17 protein-coding genes are annotated in these 17,852 nt (G+C 74.9%); 2 read left to right on the top strand and 15 right to left on the bottom strand.

From position 1 onward, the window contains the following. Nucleotides 1-51: 51 nt before the first annotated feature. From JOD51_RS08705 to JOD51_RS08670, 8 genes are all read right to left on the bottom strand, one after another. The gene (locus JOD51_RS08705) at nt 52-825 is read right to left on the bottom strand and encodes an FAD-binding oxidoreductase (RefSeq protein ID WP_259556860.1); all 774 of its coding nucleotides are present in this window, start codon (nt 823-825) and stop codon (nt 52-54) included. Then, on the bottom strand, nt 822-1,415 hold the full coding sequence (locus JOD51_RS08700; RefSeq protein ID WP_204607894.1) for a molybdopterin-dependent oxidoreductase: 594 nt from the start codon (nt 1,413-1,415) through the stop codon (nt 822-824). Before JOD51_RS08700 ends, JOD51_RS08705 begins: the two co-directional genes overlap by 4 nt. A 143-nt stretch (nt 1,416-1,558) precedes the next feature. Then, the gene (locus JOD51_RS08695; protein ID WP_204607893.1) at nt 1,559-2,221 is read right to left on the bottom strand and encodes a response regulator; all 663 of its coding nucleotides are present in this window, start codon (nt 2,219-2,221) and stop codon (nt 1,559-1,561) included. Next, entirely contained in the window at nt 2,218-3,534 is a 1,317-nt protein-coding gene (locus JOD51_RS17350) for a sensor histidine kinase (RefSeq protein ID WP_204607892.1), read from the bottom strand. The genes JOD51_RS08695 and JOD51_RS17350 overlap by 4 nt, the downstream gene beginning before the upstream one ends. Further along, nucleotides 3,531-4,286 (bottom strand): DedA family protein, encoded by a 756-nt coding sequence (locus tag JOD51_RS08685; RefSeq protein WP_204607891.1) that lies wholly within the window; start codon nt 4,284-4,286, stop codon nt 3,531-3,533. Before JOD51_RS08685 ends, JOD51_RS17350 begins: the two co-directional genes overlap by 4 nt. A 117-nt stretch (nt 4,287-4,403) precedes the next feature. After that, the gene (locus tag JOD51_RS08680) at nt 4,404-5,312 is read right to left on the bottom strand and encodes a glycosyltransferase family 2 protein (protein ID WP_204607890.1); all 909 of its coding nucleotides are present in this window, start codon (nt 5,310-5,312) and stop codon (nt 4,404-4,406) included. Further along, nucleotides 5,309-6,907, bottom strand: coding sequence for a D-glycero-beta-D-manno-heptose 1-phosphate adenylyltransferase (gene rfaE2 / locus JOD51_RS08675; RefSeq protein WP_204607889.1), 1,599 nt, complete (start codon nt 6,905-6,907; stop codon nt 5,309-5,311). Before rfaE2 ends, JOD51_RS08680 begins: the two co-directional genes overlap by 4 nt. Further along, the gene (locus tag JOD51_RS08670; RefSeq protein ID WP_204607888.1) at nt 6,904-8,409 is read right to left on the bottom strand and encodes an aldehyde dehydrogenase family protein; all 1,506 of its coding nucleotides are present in this window, start codon (nt 8,407-8,409) and stop codon (nt 6,904-6,906) included. The genes rfaE2 and JOD51_RS08670 overlap by 4 nt, the downstream gene beginning before the upstream one ends. Nucleotides 8,410-8,619: 210 nt before the next feature. On the opposite strand from JOD51_RS08670, the gene JOD51_RS08665 reads away from it, so the two are divergent. After that, nucleotides 8,620-9,720, top strand: coding sequence for a glycosyltransferase family 9 protein (locus JOD51_RS08665; RefSeq protein WP_259556848.1), 1,101 nt, complete (start codon nt 8,620-8,622; stop codon nt 9,718-9,720). A 134-nt stretch (nt 9,721-9,854) separates the two neighbouring features. Here the strand turns inward: JOD51_RS08665 and JOD51_RS08660 are convergent, their stop codons facing one another. The 7 genes from JOD51_RS08660 to JOD51_RS08630 all read right to left on the bottom strand — a co-directional run bounded on the left by JOD51_RS08660 (nt 9,855) and on the right by JOD51_RS08630 (nt 16,737). Next, entirely contained in the window at nt 9,855-10,559 is a 705-nt protein-coding gene (locus tag JOD51_RS08660) for an SDR family oxidoreductase (protein ID WP_204607887.1), read from the bottom strand. A 52-nt stretch (nt 10,560-10,611) separates the two neighbouring features. After that, nucleotides 10,612-12,003, bottom strand: coding sequence for a PfkB family carbohydrate kinase (locus JOD51_RS08655; RefSeq protein ID WP_204607886.1), 1,392 nt, complete (start codon nt 12,001-12,003; stop codon nt 10,612-10,614). Then, the gene (locus JOD51_RS08650; RefSeq protein WP_204607885.1) at nt 12,000-12,620 is read right to left on the bottom strand and encodes a D-sedoheptulose-7-phosphate isomerase; all 621 of its coding nucleotides are present in this window, start codon (nt 12,618-12,620) and stop codon (nt 12,000-12,002) included. Before JOD51_RS08650 ends, JOD51_RS08655 begins: the two co-directional genes overlap by 4 nt. Beyond that, nucleotides 12,617-13,975, bottom strand: coding sequence for a glycosyltransferase (locus tag JOD51_RS08645; protein WP_204607884.1), 1,359 nt, complete (start codon nt 13,973-13,975; stop codon nt 12,617-12,619). Before JOD51_RS08645 ends, JOD51_RS08650 begins: the two co-directional genes overlap by 4 nt. Next, nucleotides 13,972-14,991 (bottom strand): glycosyltransferase, encoded by a 1,020-nt coding sequence (locus JOD51_RS08640; RefSeq protein ID WP_239539819.1) that lies wholly within the window; start codon nt 14,989-14,991, stop codon nt 13,972-13,974. Before JOD51_RS08640 ends, JOD51_RS08645 begins: the two co-directional genes overlap by 4 nt. Before the next feature lie 61 nt (nt 14,992-15,052). Continuing rightward, nucleotides 15,053-16,192: a glycosyltransferase family 9 protein gene (locus tag JOD51_RS08635; RefSeq protein WP_204607883.1), complete on the bottom strand. Its 1,140-nt coding sequence runs from the start codon at nt 16,190-16,192 to the stop codon at nt 15,053-15,055. Beyond that, nucleotides 16,189-16,737 (bottom strand): HAD-IIIA family hydrolase, encoded by a 549-nt coding sequence (locus tag JOD51_RS08630; protein ID WP_204607882.1) that lies wholly within the window; start codon nt 16,735-16,737, stop codon nt 16,189-16,191. The genes JOD51_RS08635 and JOD51_RS08630 overlap by 4 nt, the downstream gene beginning before the upstream one ends. Before the next feature lie 120 nt (nt 16,738-16,857). Between JOD51_RS08630 and JOD51_RS08625 the strand changes: the two genes are divergently transcribed. Next, the gene (locus JOD51_RS08625; protein WP_204607881.1) at nt 16,858-17,841 is read left to right on the top strand and encodes a glycosyltransferase family 9 protein; all 984 of its coding nucleotides are present in this window, start codon (nt 16,858-16,860) and stop codon (nt 17,839-17,841) included. Nucleotides 17,842-17,852 lie beyond the last annotated feature (11 nt).

Here is a 17,852-nt window from a genome sequence, read left to right as displayed (position 1 = left end):
CTCGCGCCGGTTACGGGCTCGTCCCGGTCGACCGCTCAGCCCGGCAGCCGGTCAGCCGCCGAAGCGCTCCGCACGGACGTCGGTGGTGTCGTGACCCAGTTCGCCCAGCCAGCGGAGCACCTGCTCCACGAACGGGGTCGAGCCGCAGACGTAGACGAGCGCTCCGGCCTCGGGCGGCAGGACCGACGCGGCGAGCCGATCGCGGGTCAGTCGTCCGGCGGGCGTCTCGGCCCCGGGCGGTGTCCGTCGGCTGTAGACGACCTCGAGGGTGAACGGCGCCCGGTCCGACGCCGCGACCGCCGCGTCGAGCTCGGCGCGGAAGAAGACGTCCTCGGGGGTCCGGACGGCGTACAGCATCCGGAACGGGGACGGGTCGGCGGCCTCGGCGTGCGCGGTCACCATCGGCAGCAGCGGCACGATGCCCGAGCCGCCGGCGATCAGCTGCACCGGACGCGGATCGGCCGCCGAGACGTCCGGGCGCCAGACGAACCACCCGCCGAGTGGACCGTGCACCTCGAGCGTGTCACCGACCTCGACGGCGTCGACCAGGAACGGGGAGACCTCGCCGTCCTCGACGCGGTCGACCGCCAGCGTGATCCGGGTGCCGTCGCCCGCGGACGCGATCGAGTACGAGCGGGTCGCCTGGTAGCCGTCCTCGGCGGTCAGCCGCAGGTCCAGGTGCTGTCCGGGGTCGTTGCCCGGCCAGGTCGGGACCTCCAGGACCAGGCGGCCGGCGTTCGGCGTCTCGGGTGAGACCACGGCGACCGTCGCGTCGTGCCAGGCCGGGCGGCGGAGCGGCCGGACCGGTGCGGAGGGCAGGCTCACCAGTACCGCTCTTCCTTCCACGGGTCACCGTGCATGTTGTAGCCGGCGTTCTCCCAGAACCCGGGCTCGTCCTCGGCGTGCATCACGATACCGCGGACCCACTTCGCGCTCTTCCAGAAGTACAGGTGCGGGACGAGCAGCCGCGCGGGGCCGCCGTGCTCCGGGGTGAGGGGTTCGCCGTCCGCCTCGAACGCGATCCACGCCTGGCCCGCGAGCAGCTCGTCGAGCGGCACGTTCGTGGTGTACCCGCCGAAGCTGTGCACCATGCAGTAGTCGAGCGAGGTGTCGATGTCCGCGAAGAGCTTGTCGAGCGGCACCCCTCGCCACCCCATGCCCAGCTTCGTCCAGTGCGTGACGCAGTGGATGTCGACCGTGATGTCCTCGAGCCCGAGCGCCCGGACCTCGTCCCACGTCCACGAGTGCAGACCGGACTCGGTGCGGATCGAGAAGCTCCACTCGGACGGCTCGATCTCCGGCGTGGCACCGGCGGACAGCACCGGCCAGTCGTGCACGAGGGTCTGCCCGGGCGGGACCTTGCTGTCGTCGACGTCACGGCGACGTCCGCCGAACCCGCGGGTGAAGCTGGCCATCGTGTCCTCGTTCCCTGTCCTCGCCGGCGTCGAGACCGCCGCCCTGTCGATCCTGCCACGGCGGCGGTCCCGTCCGCCGACGCAACCGGCACGACCGACGCAACCGACGCAACCGACGGGACTGACGCAACCGACCGTCGGGCTCAGCCGGCCGGCGTCACCAGGCCGGACTCGTACGCCAGCACCACGGCGTGCACGCGGTCCCGCAGCTGCAGCTTCGCCAGAACCCGGCCGACGTGGGTCTTCACGGTCTGCTCCGCGATGAACAGCTCGCGACCGATCTCCCCGTTCGAGCGTCCGCGGGCCATGAGCATGAAGACGTCCCGCTCGCGGTCGGTCAGGACGGCGAGCACGTCCGCGGTCGGCGCAGCGGGTCGGGGACCGGCGATGAACGCCTCGACCAGGTGTCGGGTGACCCGAGGTGCGAGCAGGGCGTCCCCGGCGGCGATGGTCCGGACCGCGGCGATGAGGTCCTCGGCCCCCGCGTCCTTGAGCAGGAAGCCGCTCGCGCCGGCCCGCAGCGCGTCGAGGACGTAGTCGTCGATGTCGAACGTGGTGAGCATCAGGACGCGGACCGGCGTCGAGGTCGGTGCCGCCGTGAGTCGCCGTGTCGCCTCGATCCCGTCGAGGACCGGCATCCGGACGTCCATGAGCACCACGTCGGGCTCGAGGTCGATGCCGAGCGTCACGGCCTGTGCCCCGTCGCCGGCCTCACCGACGACCTCCAGGTCGGGCTGGGACCCGAGGATCGCGACGAGTCCCGTGCGGAACACGGACTGGTCGTCGACGACGAGCACTCGGGTCATCGGGGGTCTCCGTCCGGCTGGCGGGGCAGGGTCGCGGCGACGCGGAAGCCGCCGTCCGCGGTGGGGTCGGCGTCGAGCGTGCCGTCGAGTGCGGCGACACGGGAACGCATGCCGGCGAGGCCGTACCCGCCGTCGTCGGCCGGTGGCGGGGGAGCGAGGGGCACCGGCGCGTTCGTCACCGTCACGGCGACGGCGGACGTGGACACCCGGACGAGGACGATGGTGTCGGCACCGGGGGCGTGGCGCACGACGTTGCCGAGCGCCTCCTGCACGACCCGGTACACCGTGAGCTGCGTGACCCGGCCGACCGTGTCGGCGGCCCCGGTCACCTCGGCGGCCCCGGTGTCGCCGCTGTCCCCGTCGCCGCCGACGTCCAGCGTGACCGCCAGTCCGGCGGCACGGGTCGACGCGACGAGCGCCGGCAGGTCCGACAGCCCTGGCTGCGGGGCCCGCTCGGCGTCGTCCTCACCGCGGAGGGTGCCGAGCAGCTGCCGCATCTCACGCAGCGCGGTCCGGGAGGTCTCGGCGATCGTCCGGAACTCCGCCCGCGCCGCCGGCGGCAGGTCCGACACCCGGTAGGGCGCCGACTCGGCCTGCATGTGCACGACCGACATGCTGTGCGCGACGACGTCGTGCAGCTCACGGGCGATGCGGGCGCGTTCCTCGACGGCGCGCCGGGCACCGGCCTGCTGCTCGGCGTCCTGCCGTGCGGCGACGAGCTCGGCGCCGACGCTCCGGCGCTGCCCGAGCAGGACCGCGGCGGCGCCGATGAGCAGCCCACTGCCGGACGACACGACGAGCGTGCTCACCCAGACCTCCGGTTCGGCCCACCGGCACGGGGTCGCGGCGACGAGCACCAGGGTCAGGACCGTCGACGTGCCCCACGCGACCGCGGTGGTCCGCCACCCGGTCCGCAGCCCGAGGACGACGAGCAGGACGGCCAGGCCGATCATGGCGGTCACGGGCAGCGGCCACGGTCCGACCGTGCCGGGGGCGGTCAGCACGCCGAGTCCGGCGAGGGCGAGCAGGTGGACGGCCGTCGCCGACCGCGGCCGGGCCGGGGCGACCAGGAGCGTTCCGCTGAGCACGGCGGTGACCAGCAGCGCCAGCGGGACCGGCACCCCGTGCACGACGGCCGCGACCGGCGCACCGACGGCGAGCAGCGTGACCGCGGCGACGACGAGCGACCCGCGGGTGAGGACGACCGACCGGGAGGCCCGCAGCCGCGTCCCCGGGATCCGGAACGTCCCGGGGACGGTCCGGCCCACGGCCGGGGCCGGGGCCGGGGCGCTCCTGCTGGTGCGGTCGGTCACGGTCGGGCGGTCTCTCCGGTGGTGATGGGGCAGGTGGCGGTGCGCGGGGTCGTCGTGGGCCGAGCGACGCGGACCGGACGTCCCGTCGCGGGGGTGCGGCGTGCCTCCCGGCCGGCGACCGTGTCGGTGGTCGTGGCCGTGGCGGCGGCGCGTGCGTCCCGTCTGCGCTGGAGCCTACCGAGGACGCGGTCCACCAGCAGGCCGAGTCCGCCGGCGACGACCATCGAGACCGCGGCGGCGACGAGCGGCTCGTGCAGGAACGACGACGTCGCGAGCGCGATGCCGATCGAGGTGGCGCTCCACGCGACGCCGGCGATCGCGCTGATGCCGAAGAACCGGCGGTAGGGCAGTCCGGTTGCGCCGGCGGTCATGTTGACGGCGACCCGGCCGACCGGGATGTACCGCCCGACCAGGATCAGGCTGGCGGACCGACGCTGCATCTGCCGTTCGGCGAACGCGAACGCCGCCGCGATCCGGGGACGTCGGGCGTTCCGCAGACGCTGCAGGCCGACCCGCCGGCCGATGGCGTAGGCGATCGAGTCACCGGCGATCGCACCGAGTGCTGCGGCGCCGAGCACCACGGCCAGGACCGGCTGTCCGGAGGTCGCGGCCACCGCGGCGACGGCGACGAGGGCCGTCTCGCTCGGCACTGGCGGGAAGAACCCGTCGACCAGGCAGAGGACGAACAGGACGAGGTAGACGAGCGGCGAGGACGCCAGGTCGACGACGAAGGGGGTGATCTGGTCGAGCACGGGTGTCGCTCCTCCCGTCGGCGGACCTCGCCGACGGGTTCGACGCTACGGAGCCGCGGACTCCCTGCCATCCCGCTGGGGTCGTGTCCCACCCCCTACCGCGGTATGACTCCGAGGTCAGTGCTGCTGCTCCTGCTGCATCCCGTGCTCGTGGGCGAAGACGACGTCCGGGGCGTCGACCGAGCGGTCCGTGACGGTCGTCGGCGCCTCGAGGTGCACGGCACCCGAGGGGACGATGCCGACCCCGCCGAACCGCTCCATGACGAGCCACTGCGCGACGACGTCCTCGCCCGCGTGCCCGGGCGGCAGCGACTCCCAGAACCGGAAGCCCCCGACCGACTCGAGTGCAGCCCGGTCGTACAGCGCGCAGGCGCCGACCCAGGCGACCCGGTAGGGCAGCCAGCCGCCGGGTTCGACGTCGAGTCCGGCCGCGACGTGCACCAGGTTCGCGGCGTTGTGCAGGGACCAGCGGTCGAAGCCGGGCGTGCCGCGGCGGACCACCTCGGGGACGACCGGGCCGTCCCAGAGCGCGAACGGTTCGGTCTCGTGCGGTCGGCGGTCCTGCAGGTACGACAGCCCCTGCACGGCACTGCCGACGAAGCCGGTGTCGAGCGACCGCAGCGCGTCGAGCATCCGGTGCACCGAGCCGGACTCCAGCCACACGTCGTCGTCGAGGAACAGGACGGCACCGGCCTCGGCGTGGTCGAGCAGGAACTGCCGGTGTTCGGCGAGGCCCCGCCGTTCCGGGTGGGTGAGGAGCGTGACGGGGCGGCCCTGCGCCTCCAGGACGCGGACCATCGCGGCGACCGCCGGACGTTCCGCGACGTCACCGGTCTCGGACTGGTCGCTGAGGACCAGGCGGAAGGCGACGTCGGTCTGGGCGGCCAGGCCGGCGAGGGTCGCGGCGAGCTCGGCGGTCCGTCCGACGGTCGGGATCAGCACGTCGACGTCGACGGGCGGACGGTCGACCGACGTCGGTTCGGCGGGACGACCCCACTCGCCGGACCACCGCGCGCTCCGCCTCACGCGTCCCCGGAGCCGGGCGTCGCCGGGCTGGTCGTCGGGCTGCTGCCGTTGCCGGCCGCGGTCTCGCGGATCCGGCGGACGACGGCGCTCGTGGAGTGCTCGGCGACGTAGTCGACCATGACGACCTCGCCACCGTGGGCGCGGACCACCTCGGTCTCGCTGAGCATCTCGGGGGAGTAGTCGCCGCCCTTGACGTAGACGTCGGGGCGGATGCGCTCGATGAGCGGGATCGGGGTGTCGGTCGCGAAGACCGTCACCAGGTCGACGCAGGCCAGCGCCGCGAGCACGCCGGCGCGGTCCTCGGCGGTGTTGATCGGACGCTCGGGTCCCTTCAGCCGACGGACCGAGTCGTCGTCGTTCAGCGCGACGACGAGCAGGTCGCCGAGCTCGCTCGCCTGCCGCAGGTACGTCGTGTGTCCGCGGTGGACGACGTCGAAGCAGCCGTTCGTGAAGACGATGCGTCGACCGGCACGACGGGCCTCGTCGACCGCCTCGGCCAGCTGGTCGTGGTCGACGACCGTCTCGGCGGGGGCGGACACCGACGACACCAGGGCCTCGGCGGTGCAGACGGACGTGCCGGCCTCGCGGACGACGACGTCGGCCGCGGCCTGGGCGAACGACACGGCCTCGCGTACCGGGGTGCCGACCGCCAGGGCGACCGACGCGGCGGCGCAGAAGGTGTCGCCGGCGCCGGAGGCCTGCTGCTCGGACGCCGGCGTGGCGCGGGTGCGATGTGCCTCCCGGACCGGGGCGTCCGTGACCGGGGCGACCGCCTCGAGCAGGACGGTGCCGTTCCGGTCGAGCGTGACGACCGCGTTCCGGGCGCCGGTGACCGTGAGGACCTCGTCACGCGCTGCCACCACGGTGCCGGCACGTGCGGCGCCCTGACCGAGGTCCCGGCCGAGCAGGGCAGCCGCCTCGCCGGCGTTCGGGGTGACGAGGTCGGGACGCAGGGCACGCCAGCGGCTGAGGTCGTGCGCGTCGACGACCACGGTCGTGGGGCGGTCCCGCTCGAGCACGGGGACGATCGCGGTCGCGTCGACCCCGAGGTCGTAGTCGCAGACCACGACGGCGTCGGCCCGCGCTGCGGCGGATTCGGATGAGTCGTGCGAGTCGGCTGACCCGGGCACGCGGCCCTGCACCGCGGCGGCGGTCGCCCGGGCGAGCAGCCCGGTGTCCGCGGCGCTCGGCGGCCCGGCCAGGTCGTCGACCCGGACGACCACGCGGTCCCCGCCGACGATCCGGTCCTTGCTCGTGGTGGTCGCGCCGGGGACGGCCACGAGCCAGCGGGTGTCGACCCCGGCGGCCTCCAGGCGGTCGCGGAGGACCCGGCCGGTCTCGTCGTCGCCGATCAGTGCGACCATGCGGACGTGCGCACCCAGGGCCCGGGCGTTGACGGCGGTGTTGGCCGCGCCTCCCGGGACGGCGATCGTCTCGGTGACCCGGACGACGGGCGCGGGTGCTTCGCGGGACACCCGTTCGGCCGCACCGACCGTCCACCGGTCCAGGATCACGTCGCCGACCACGACGACGACCGGCTCGGCCGCGGCGACGGCGTCGACGACGCGGCGGACCATGCGGACGTCGGCGGTCATCGGACGTCCTCGGCGGTCGCGGTGTCGGTGCCGTGGCTGCCGGCGGTCGCCGGGTCGACCACGGTGCCGGTGGCCGCCGCCGTCGTGCGACGCGGGGCGGCCTCGAGGTGCACGACGGTGGTCGTCGTCATCTCGTCGAGCAGGTGCGGGCCGTACCCGAAGCCGGAGCCCGACGCGCCGCGCGGTTCGGCGCTGCCGCCGGGCGCGCCACCGAACACGGCGTTGATCTTCACGGTGCCGACCGGCAGCTCCGCCGCGGCCTGCAGCGCGGTGGCGGTGTCGCCGGTCAGGACGGTCGCGGCCAGGCCGTAGCGGTCCTCCGCGGCGAGGCGCAGCCCCTCGGCCATGTCCTCGACGACGCGGATCGGGGCGATCGGGCCGAAGGTCTCCTCGGTCAGGACGAGCATGTCGTCCGTGCAGCCGGTGATCACGGTCGCCGGGTAGAACGTGCCGGCACCCTCGGGCACCGTGCCGCCGGTCAGGACCCGGGCACCGGCCGCGACGGCCTGGTCGACGTGCTGCTGCACGGTCGCCCGGAGCCGCTCGTCCACCAGCGGTCCGAAGTCGGCTGCCGCCGACGCGGTCTTCCGCTCGGCCGCGCGCACCAGGGCGGCGGTGAACTCGTCGGCGACGTCGCGGTGCACGTAGACCCGCTCGACGCTCGTGCAGATCTGGCCGGTGTTCGCGAACGCGCCGAGCGCGACCTGGTCGGCGGCCCACTCCGGGTCGACGTCGGCGTCCACGACGGCGGCGTCGTTGCCGCCGTTCTCGCGGATGACGTGCGCGCGGGTCCGGAGTGCGGCCTCGGCGAGCCGGTCACCGGTCGCGGTCGACCCGACGTGTGCGTAGACGGCGATGCCGTCCTCGGCCAGCAGCTGCTCCCCGGTCGTGGCGTCGCCGTCGACCCCGACGAGCACGCCCTCGGGCAGTTCGGCGGCGAGCAGGCGGTTGAGCAGGGCGATCGTGCCGGGACTCCGTTCGCTGCCCTTGTGGACGACGGTGTTGCCGGCGGCGATGGCTGCGCCGAGGATCCCGCACGCCACGGCCACCGGGTCGTTCCACGGGGTCAGGGCGAGGACGACGCCCCGGGGGTGCGGCACCGCGAAGTCGGCGGCACCGTGGTTGCCGCGCAGGGCCTCACCGCGGTGCAGCGGGCCGAGCTCGGCGTACTGGATGAGCGTGTCGATGCCCGCCGCGACCCCGCCGCGTGCGTCGCCCGGGACCTTGCCGGTCTCGCGGGTGTTCATCGCGGCCAGCTCGTCCGCGTGCTCACGCAGCCGTTCTGCCGCGGCCCGGAGGAGCGCGCCACGCTCGCCGGGCGCCGTCCGTGCCCACCCGGTCGCCGCTGCCCGCGCCCGCGCGACCGCGTCACGCACCTCGTCCGCCGTGCTGCGACGGGTCTCCGAGGCCACCTCGCCGGTCACGGGGTCGAGCACCGTGATCGTGTCCGCGGACGACTCGTCCGACGGGCGAGCGGTGGTGGTGGGGGCATCGAGCGTCATGTGTGTCCTTCTCGTGAGCGGGCCGGTCGCGTGCACCGGGGCTCCCCACGCTGCACTCCTGCTGCTGGACGCACCCACGGGTCGCGTCGTGGTGTCCACGGGGCGCAGCAGCACCGTCGGATCGGCACCCGCACGGGCGCCCGTCGGTAGGAACGAGGGGAAGGACCGACGGACTCGCGGGCGCCGTCGGACACGAGGAGGACGACAGGCGTGGTGCAGATCGGACGTGGCGGCGAACGGTTCGAGGGGGTCCGTGAGATCGCGGTGCTCCGGGGCGGGGGACTCGGCGACCTGATGTTCGCCATGCCGGCGATCGAGGCCCTGGCCGCCGCCTACCCGGAGGCCCGCGTCACCCTGCTCGGGACGCCGATGGCCCGGGCGCTGCTCGCCGGCCGCACCGATGCCGTGCACGCCGTCGAGGAGCTGCCGGTCTCGCCCGGGGTCCGCGACGGCGGCGAGGGCGCCCCCGACCTCGACGACTTCTTCGCTCACCTGCACGGCCGGTTCGACCTGGCGGTGCAGCTGCACGGCGGCGGCCGGAACTCGAACCCGTTCCTGCTCCGCCTCGGTGCCGCGCACTCGATCGGTACCGCGACCGAGGACGCCACCACCACGGAGCGCTGGGTCCGCTACGTCTACTACCAGCACGAGGTGCTCCGTGCCCTGGAGGTCGTCGGGCTCGCCGGCGCGGAACCGGTCACGCTCGACCCACGCCTCACCGTCACCGACGACGAACGTGCGGCCGTCCGGGAACGGCTCGGCGTCGCCGGCCGTCTCGTCGCGATGCACCCCGGCGCGACCGACCCCCGTCGCCGCTGGAGCCCGGAACGGTTCGCCGCGGTCGCGGTCGCACGGCTCGCGGCCGGCGACGACGTCGTCCTGGTCGGCGACGAATCGGACCGTCCGGCCGCCGTCGCGATCCGGGCATCGGTCGCCGAGGCCGTCGGACCCGAGGCCGCCGCACGTCTCCACGACCTGACCGGCACCCTGCCGCTGCCGGAGTTGCCCGCGGTGCTCGGCGCGGCCGACGTGATGGTCGGGGACGACTCCGGCCCGCGGCACCTCGCCGTCGCCGTCGGCACCCCCACCGTCGGCGTGTTCTGGTTCGGCAACGTCATCAACGCCGGACCGCTCGACCGCGGTCGGCACCGGGTCCTCATGAGCTTCGTCACCCGGTGCCCGGTGTGCGGGATCGACGTCACCCAGGTCGGCTGGACCGCCGAGCGGTGCGAGCACGACCCGTCGTTCGTCGACGAGATCACCGCGGACCAGGCGCTGGCGGACGTCGAGGACCTGCTCGCCACCACCTGACGGCGGCGGGTGGGCCGGCCGGCGGCCCGGTGGACGGTCACCGCAGACGGACAGGAGGCCCGGTACCAGCTGGTACCGGGCCTCCCGTCCGTCAGGCGCGTGCGCCGGGCATGCGCGCCGGGCGAGTGTCCCGATCAGGGCCAGCTGGGCTCCGTCGCCGGCATGATCGACAGCTCGCGGATCTCGCACCCGGCCGGCTGCGAGAGGGCGAAGATGATCGAGTTCGCGACGTACTCCGGCTCGATGAGCTGCGCGTCCGGGCCCGGCTTGTACTGCTCGGTGCGGTCGGCGAAGAAGTTCGTGCGCATGCCCGCCGGGATCACGTTGGTGACACCGACGCGGCCGGCGGTCTCGGCGGCCAGGGCCTGCGAGAACCCGCGGACGCCGAACTTCGACGCCGAGTAGGCGGTGCCGTGGCCGACGCCGCGCAGGGCGAGCGACGACGAGATCGTGACGACGCGGCCGTGGCTGGCCTCGAGCGCGGGCAGTGCGGCGCGGACGGTCGACGCGGTACCGATGAGGTTGACGCCGACGATCTTCTCCCAGTTGCCGGACGAGATGGCGTCGATCGGGGCGGGGGTGTCGATACCCGCGGCGGTGACGACGGCGTCGAGGCCGCCGTGGCGCTCGGCCGCCTCACGGACTGCCTGCTCGACGGCGTCGGTGTCCGAGACGTCGACCGCGACGGCGTCGACGCCCTCGGGGACGGCGTCGATGCGCAGGTCGAAGACGATCGGGGTGCCGCCGGCCTCGGTGACGGCGTCCACGACGGCTGCGCCGAGTCCGGAGGCGCCGCCGGTGACGAGGACGCGGCCGATGGGGGTGGTGGGGACGGGCATGGATGTCCTTTGCGTTCTGGTGCTGTGGAGAGGAGGGAAGACGGGGTGCGGTTCAGCCGACGCGTTCGATGGCGGCGGCGAGCCGGGTGGTGGAGCGGCCCGGGTGGAACGGCACGGTGACGACCCGGCCACCCCACTCGGCGAGCGTCACGGACTCGGGCAGTTCGTCGGCGGTGTAGTCGCCGCCCTTCGCCCAGACGTCCGGACGGAAGCGGCGGAGCGCCTCGTCGGGGGTGGACTCGTCGAACACCACGACGGCGTCGACGCAGTCCAGTGCGAGCAGGAGCTCGACGCGGTCGTCCTGGCCCATGATCGGCCGGTCGGGGCCCTTGAGTCCCCGGACGGACTCGTCGGAGTTCAGGCAGACGACCAGGCAGTCGCCGAGCGCCCGCGCTGCCGAGAGCGTGCGGGCGTGGCCGGCGTGCAGCAGGTCGAAGCATCCGCCGGTGGCGACGACCACCCCGCCGGCGGCCCGGACCTCGTGGACCACGCGCAGGGCGTCGCGGTCGGCGCCCGGGACGGCGATCGGTGCGGGCGGCGCACCCTCGACGAGCGAGGCGACCCCGCCGGCGGCGAGGTACGCGGACGCGGCCTCGACCCCCGCGGTGACGGCGTCGGCGACCTCCGCGCCGGCGGCCAGGGCGACGGCGACACCGGCGGCGAGCCGGTCACCGGCACCGCACGGGTCGCCCGCGGTGACGGACGGCGCGGGGACGAAGCGGGAATCGGCACCGCGCGGGGTCCGGCTGCCGACCAGGGCACCGCGGTCGCCCATCGTGACGGCGACGGCCTGGACGTCCCAGCGGGCGACGAGGTCTGCGGCGGCGTCGGTGGCGAAGGCGACCCCGCTGCCGGCGATGCCGGTGAAGCGGTGTGCCTCGCTGGCGTTCGGTGTGGCGACGGTGATGCCGGCGACGGGGGTGGCGCCCTTCGGGTGCGGGTCCCAGACGACCGGGGTGTGTGCGGCGACGGCGCTCAGCGCTGCCCGCATCTCGGCGGCCTCGGTGAGCCCGCGGCCGTAGTCGGCGACCACCACCGCGTCGGCGCCGTCGAGGGCCTGGCGCATCGCGGGCGTCACGGCGGGGACGGGCGGGGTGTCGCAGCCCTCGTCGATCCGGACCAGGGCGTGCTCGCCGACGCGGACCCGGGTCTTCACCGGGGTCGGTGCACCGGAGGGCCCGTCGACGATGCGGACGCCGGGCAGCAGCGAGCGGAGCTGGTCGGCCGGGGCGTCGTCACCGAGGACGGTGACGAGTGTGACGTCGTGGCCGTCCTTCGCGAGCATGGTCGCCACGAGCCCGGCACCACCGGCACGGCGCTGGTCCGAGCGGACGTCGACGACGGGCACCGGGGCGTCCGGGCTGAGCCGGTCGCTGGTGCCGCTGACGTCGACGTCGAGCAGGGTGTCGCCGACGACGACGATGCGGAGCTGCCGGTCGCTCATCGGGTGCCGCCACGGCGGAGTGCGGGCTCCATGGCCCGGCAGAGGGCGTGCACGAGGACGAGCTGCGCCTCCTGCACGTTGGCGGACGGGCCGTCGACGGCGATCACGTCGTCGACGGCGTGCGCGAGTGGGTTCGGCAGCGCACCGGTCATCGCGATCGACCGGGCTCCGGCGTCACGGGCGGCGGCTGCGGCGGCGAGCAGGTTCGGGCTCCTGCCGCTGGTGCTGAGGAGCACGACGACGTCGCCGGCGCGGGCGTGGGCGCGCACCTGACGGGCGAAGACCTCCTCGAAGCCGTAGTCGTTGCCGATCGCGGTGACGGCCGAGGTCTCGGCGTGCAGCGAGATCGCCGAGTACGCCGGACGGTCCCCGTCGAAGCGGCCGGTCAGCTCGGAGGTCAGGTGCTGCGCCTCGGCCGCGGAACCACCGTTGCCCGCGGCGAGCAGCCGGCGTCCGGCGACCAGGCGCGCGGCGATGTCGTCCGCCCACGCGGCGATGTGGTCGCCGTGGTCGACGAGGGACGCGATGACCGGCACGGAGGCGGCGATGTGGTCGAGCACCGTGCGGGTGCTCGTCGGGGTCTCGGTCGTGCCGATCCCGGTCTGCTCGATGGTCATCGGGCGTTCCTCTCGGTGGTGGGGACCGCGGCGTCGGCCAGCGCGTCCTCGGCGGGGCGGACGGCGTCCGGGATGCGGGTGGTGGTCGGCGTGACGGTGGTGCCGCCGACCGGGCGGACGGGACGGACCCGGCCACCGGCGACGAGCCGCTCGTAGACGCGCTCGGTGTCGGTGGTGACCTTCTGCCACGTGTAGCGGGACTCGGCCCGGCGGCGTCCGGCGCGGCCGTAGGCGGCCCGACGCTCGGGGTCGTCGAGCAGGCCGGCGAGGGCCACGGCCAGGCCGTCCTCGTCCCGGGGCTCGACGTGCAGCCCGGTGGCGTCCTCCACGACCGTGTCGATGAGTCCGCCGACGCGGGAGGCGACCACGGGCACGCCGCACGCCATCGCCTCGAGCGGGACGATGCCGAACGGCTCGTACCAGGGTGCGCACACGACGACGTCGGCGCTCCGGTACACGGCACCCATCGCCTCCTGGGCGAGCTGCCCGCGGAACGAGACGTGGTCGCGGATGCCGAGGTCGCGGGCGAGCGCGTCGAGGCGCTGGTACTCCGGGTCGTCCGGCAGGTCGGCACCGGCCGTGCCGGCACCGCCGACGACGACGAGTTCGACGTCGCGGCCGGCCGCGACGAGCTGCGCGACGGCGGCGATGGTCGTGCCGACGCCCTTCCGCTGCACGAGCCGGGAGGCGGTGAGCACGCGGAAGGTCCGCCCGCGTTCCTCGACGGGGCCGTCGGGTCGGAACAGCTCGACGTCGACGCCGCAGGGGACGACGGAGATGGAGCGGAGGGGGACGCCGAGGCTCTTCAGCTCGAACGCCTCGTCGGAGCACGTCGCCACGACCTGGTCGGCGCTCCGCCCGACGGCGGGCTCGAGCCACTCGCGCTCGGCGGGGCTCGTGTCGGCCGTGCCCTGGTGGCGACGCTTCACGACACCGAGTGCGTGGAAGGTCTGCACGACGGGGATGCGGGTGCCACCGGTGCGCGCCTGCACCTGGTTCACCGCGTCGACGGTCGCGTGGCCGGACATCCAGAAGTGCCCGTGCACGACGTCGGGTCGGTCGACGAACCACTCCGACGCCAGCACCTGCGCGAACGTGCTCATGTAGGGGAGCAGGTCGTCCTTCGGGACGTGCCGCGCGGGACCGGCGTCGACGTGCACGACGTCGACACCCGGCCGGAGCGGCACGCGGACCGGCAGCGAGGCGTCGTCACGACGCGTGTAGACGGTGACGGTGTGGCCGCGGTCGGCCAGGGCGGCGGACAGCGCGGCCACGTGGACGTTCTGACCACCGGCGTCGACGCCGCCGAGGGCCGCGAGCGGGCTGGCGTGTTCCGAGACCATGGCGATCTTCACCGGGCGCTCCTTTCCCGCGGTGCCGCAGCACCCGCACCGACGGTCGCGGTGCCGGTCGTCGACCGGTGTCGGGACCGGACGTCGTCCAGCAGCTCGTCCCAGTCGGCGAGGAACCGGGGCAGCGCGTGCCGCGCGAGCACGGCCTCCCGGGCGACGAGGCCGCGTCGGCGCGCCTCGTCCGGGTCGTCCAGCAGCGTCCGGGAGGCCCGCACCAGCTCCTCGACGTCGGTCCCGATCGCGCCGGCCTCCGCTGGCACGGTCCGGGCGGCGTCGGTGGTCGCGAGGACCAGCGCCGGCATCGCCATGTGCATCGACTCGATGAGCGAGAGACCGAGCGAGGTCCACCGGTTGGCGTGCACGTAGGCCCGGCGCTGCGCGAGGGCCGCGTGCATCGGGTCGGGCTTGACGTCGCCCAGGCCGACGAGCAGGTCGCCGTGGCCGAGTCCGTCGAGCTTCTCGGTGCCCATGCCGAAGACGTCGACCGGGGCTACGGCGCCGAAGCGGGGGAGCAGGTCGGTCCCGACGACGCGGTTCCGTCGGACGGGTTCGTTGATGACGGCGCCGAACCGCTCGAGCTCGCCGGTGTAGAGCGGGCCGGGGTCGACGACACCGTGTTCGACGACGGTGGTGCGGGTGGTGCCGCAGTCCCACATCAGGGCGTTCCAGTGCGTGACGTGGGCGATGGTCACGTCGTCGCGGTCCCGGAAGGGGTGCACGCTGTCCGGCACGTCGATGCGCGGGGCGTTGTGCTCGACGAAGACGACGGGCACGTCGCGACCGCCGAGCAGCTCGCGGGCGACGTCGAGTTCCTCGGGCCGCTGCAGGACGACCAGGTCCACGTCGGCGTCGGCGACGTCCTCGGGTGCGATCTCGATGGCGTTCGTGCCCCAGCTCCGGCCACCACGACCGAGGCCCCAGCCGTCACGGGCGGGGGTCGAGGGGATGAGGTAGTCGTGCGGGCCGCGGACGAAGGCGTCCATCCAGCCGCCGTGCACGTGCCACACGAGGATCCGCATGCACTGCCTTTCGGTCGCTGTCGATCAGGAGGAGAAGGAGAAGGAGAAGCAGTGCCGCACGCTACGCACGGGCTTCTGGCGCTCCTCGCAGGGAGTCGTCGTTCGTCCGCAGAGCGCATCCGGTGAGTCGTTCGTGGGCTGCGAGGACCTCGTCGACCTGCACGCCGGCCAGGCACGGGTGGCCCGGGACGGGGCATTCGCGGGCCCGGGAGAGCCGGCACGGGGCGTCCTGGTCGCCGAGCAGTTCGACGTGCTCGGCGTAGGGCGCCCACTTCACCGCGGGCACGACGGGGGAGAACAGCGAGACGATCCGGGCCCCGACGGCCGCGGCCAGGTGCGCGGGTCCGGTGTTGCCGACGACCACGACCTCGGCGCCGGCCAGGACGGTCGCGAGCACGGCGGGGCTCGTCCGACCGCCCAGGTCGATGCCGGTGGTGCCCGCGACGTCGGCGGTGAGGTCCCGCTCGCCGGGCGACCCGGTCACCACGACGGGGACGCCGAGCCGGTCGTACGCGGCCACGAGGGCACGGTGGGCGGCGGGCGGCCAGGAGCGGGCCTCCACGCTGGCGCCGGGGTGCACGACGACGTACCGGTCGAGCGCGGCCACCGCGTCGGGCAGCAGCGCGGTGTCGTCGTGGCGCACCCGGAGCCGGCCGTCGTCGTCCTCGGGCAACGCGAAGCCCGCGGCGGTGGCGATGCGGAGTGCCCGTTCGGGTTCGGGGAGGTCCTCGGGCAGGTCCTCACCGGGCCGGAGCCGCACGTCGAGCAGCGAGCCGGGGTGGTCGACCGAGGCGCCGGAGACCCGGGGGACCCCGGCGAGCCGCAGGAGCATCGCGAGGGGCAGCGGCGACTGGTGGAAGGACGTCAGGACGACGGCCTCGTCTGGTCGTTCCTCGGCGACCAGCGCGCGGAACTCGGCGAGCACGGCGTCGTCGAGCGGGCGGGCGGTCTCGGTGACCCACGGTGCCGCCCAGGTCCGGAGCGTGTCGACGCCCGGCAGCAGCGCCCCGGCCGGTGCCCCCTGCGGGCCGCAGAGCAGCGTCACGTGGTCCGCACCGGCGGCGACCGCCCGGACGGCGGGGCCGGCGACCAGGACGTCCCCGAACGAGTCGAGCCGGGCGACGAGGACCCGGCGGCCGGGGCGCACGGCCTTGTCGGAGCGGGTGCGGCTGCCGTTGCCGGTGCCGGCGCCGTCGGTCATGCGGGAGACCCCGCGGCCCGGGCGAGGACGAGCGCCACGGCCTCCTCGATCGAGCCCGCGACGGTGGCTGCCGCCGCGACCTCGGCGGGCATCGTCCGCGCGGTCGGCACGAGGATCCCCTGCGCTCCCGCGGCGACGGCCGCACCGACGTCGGCGCCGATGTCCCCGATGACGACCAGGTCCGCGGCGTCCAGCCCGAGTCGTTCGGCCGCGCTGAACACCATGCCGGGCCGGGGCTTCCGGCAGGCGCAGCCGTCGCCGCGGTCGTGCGGGCAGACCTCCCACACGTCGAACGGTCCGACGAGCTCGTCGACGCGGGCGTTCGTCGCGTCGACCTGGTCGCCGGTCGCCAGGCCCTTCGCGATCGCGGACTGGTTCGTGACGACGCCGACGGCCAGTCCGGCAGCGCGGGCAGCGGCGACCGCGGCAGACGCTCCCGCCACCGGCACCACGAGGTCCGGGTCGGCGTTGTAGGGGACGTCGACCACCAGGGTGTCGTCACGGTCGAAGAGGACGCCGCGGAGCGGACGATCGGAGAGGGCCACACCTCTCTCTACCGGCCGGGCCGCGTCCACGACCAGTCGGCACCCGGCCCGTGGCGCGCCGTGGACAGGGAACCGCCCTGCGGCGGACGCCGTGGTGCCGCGCCGGTAGCGTCGGGCCACGTGACCGCCGTACCCACCCTGCCCCCGTCCGACGGCCGACCCGAGCTCGTCGTGCTCCGGGCGATCAAGCTCGGCGACCTGCTCGTCGCCGTCCCCGCGCTGCACGCCCTCCGCCGGACCTTCCCGGGGCACCGCATCACCCTCGCGACGACCGCCTGGCTCGCCCCGGTCGTCGAGCTCGTCACCGACGTCGACGTGCACCTCGCCCAGCACGGCCTGGACCACCCGATCCAGGTGCCGACCGGCGTCGTCGACGTCGCCGTCAACCTGCACGGTGCCGGCCCCGAGTCGGGCGACCTGATCGACGCGCTGCAGGCACGCCGGGTGATCGGCCACGGCGCCCCCGACGGGCCCGAGTGGCAGCACGACGTCCACGAGCGGGTCCGCTGGGCCGGGCTGGTGACCGCCCACGGCATGCCCGCCGACCCGGACGACGTGTCGATCGCCGTGCCGGCCGTCCCCGCCGTCGTGGCGGGCGCCGCGGTCGTGCACGTCGGTGCCTTCCACGGAGCCCGGCACTGGCCGGTCGACCGCTTCGCCGACGTGGTGCGCGGACTCGTCGCCCGCGGGCACCACGTGGTCCTGACGGGAGGCGCGGACGACGTCGAGCGCGCCCTGGCCGTCGCCGAGCTGGCCGGCCTCGACGACGCTGCGGTCCTCGCCGGACGGCTGGACCTGCAGCCGTTCGCCGCGGTCGTGGCCGCTGCGAGCCTCCTGGTCACCGTCGACACGGGTGCGGCGCACCTGGCCTCCGCCTACGGGATCCCGTCGGTGGTCCTGTTCGGCCCGGCGCCGCCCGAGGCGTGGGGCCCGCCGGCGTCCGGTCCGCACGTGGTGCTGACCGACACCTCCGTCCGCCGCGGCGACGTGTTCGCGGAGGACCCGGACCCCGCGATCCTCGCGGTCAGCGCCGACGACGTGCTCGAGGCCGTCGACGGACTCGGTGTGGCACCCGCGGTCCCGGTCCACGACAGCGACCGGTAGCGCGCTCCACA

Origin of the sequence: Curtobacterium herbarum, assembly GCF_016907335.1 — a bacterium.
GTDB classification, from domain to species: Bacteria; Actinomycetota; Actinomycetes; order Actinomycetales; family Microbacteriaceae; genus Curtobacterium; species Curtobacterium herbarum.
Note: the sequence above shows the minus strand (reverse complement) of the source record. Positions and strands in the feature narration are given on the sequence as shown.

Bases quoted from the DNA above. Each gene is read 5' to 3' on its own strand.
- JOD51_RS08695 (WP_204607893.1), bottom strand. From the start codon at position 2,221: ATGACCCGAGTGCTCGTCGTCGACGACCAGTCCGTGTTCCGCACGGGA.
- JOD51_RS08700 (WP_204607894.1), bottom strand. From the start codon at position 1,415: ATGGCCAGCTTCACCCGCGGGTTCGGCGGACGTCGCCGTGACGTCGAC.
- JOD51_RS08660 (WP_204607887.1), bottom strand. From the start codon at position 10,559: ATGCCCGTCCCCACCACCCCCATCGGCCGCGTCCTCGTCACCGGCGGC.
- rfaE2 (WP_204607889.1), bottom strand. From the start codon at position 6,907: ATGACCGCCGACGTCCGCATGGTCCGCCGCGTCGTCGACGCCGTCGCC.
- JOD51_RS08670 (WP_204607888.1), bottom strand. From the start codon at position 8,409: ATGACGCTCGATGCCCCCACCACCACCGCTCGCCCGTCGGACGAGTCG.
- JOD51_RS08655 (WP_204607886.1), bottom strand. From the start codon at position 12,003: ATGAGCGACCGGCAGCTCCGCATCGTCGTCGTCGGCGACACCCTGCTC.
- JOD51_RS08635 (WP_204607883.1), bottom strand. From the start codon at position 16,192: ATGACCGACGGCGCCGGCACCGGCAACGGCAGCCGCACCCGCTCCGAC.
- JOD51_RS08640 (WP_239539819.1), bottom strand. From the start codon at position 14,991: ATGCGGATCCTCGTGTGGCACGTGCACGGCGGCTGGATGGACGCCTTC.
- JOD51_RS08650 (WP_204607885.1), bottom strand. From the start codon at position 12,620: ATGACCATCGAGCAGACCGGGATCGGCACGACCGAGACCCCGACGAGC.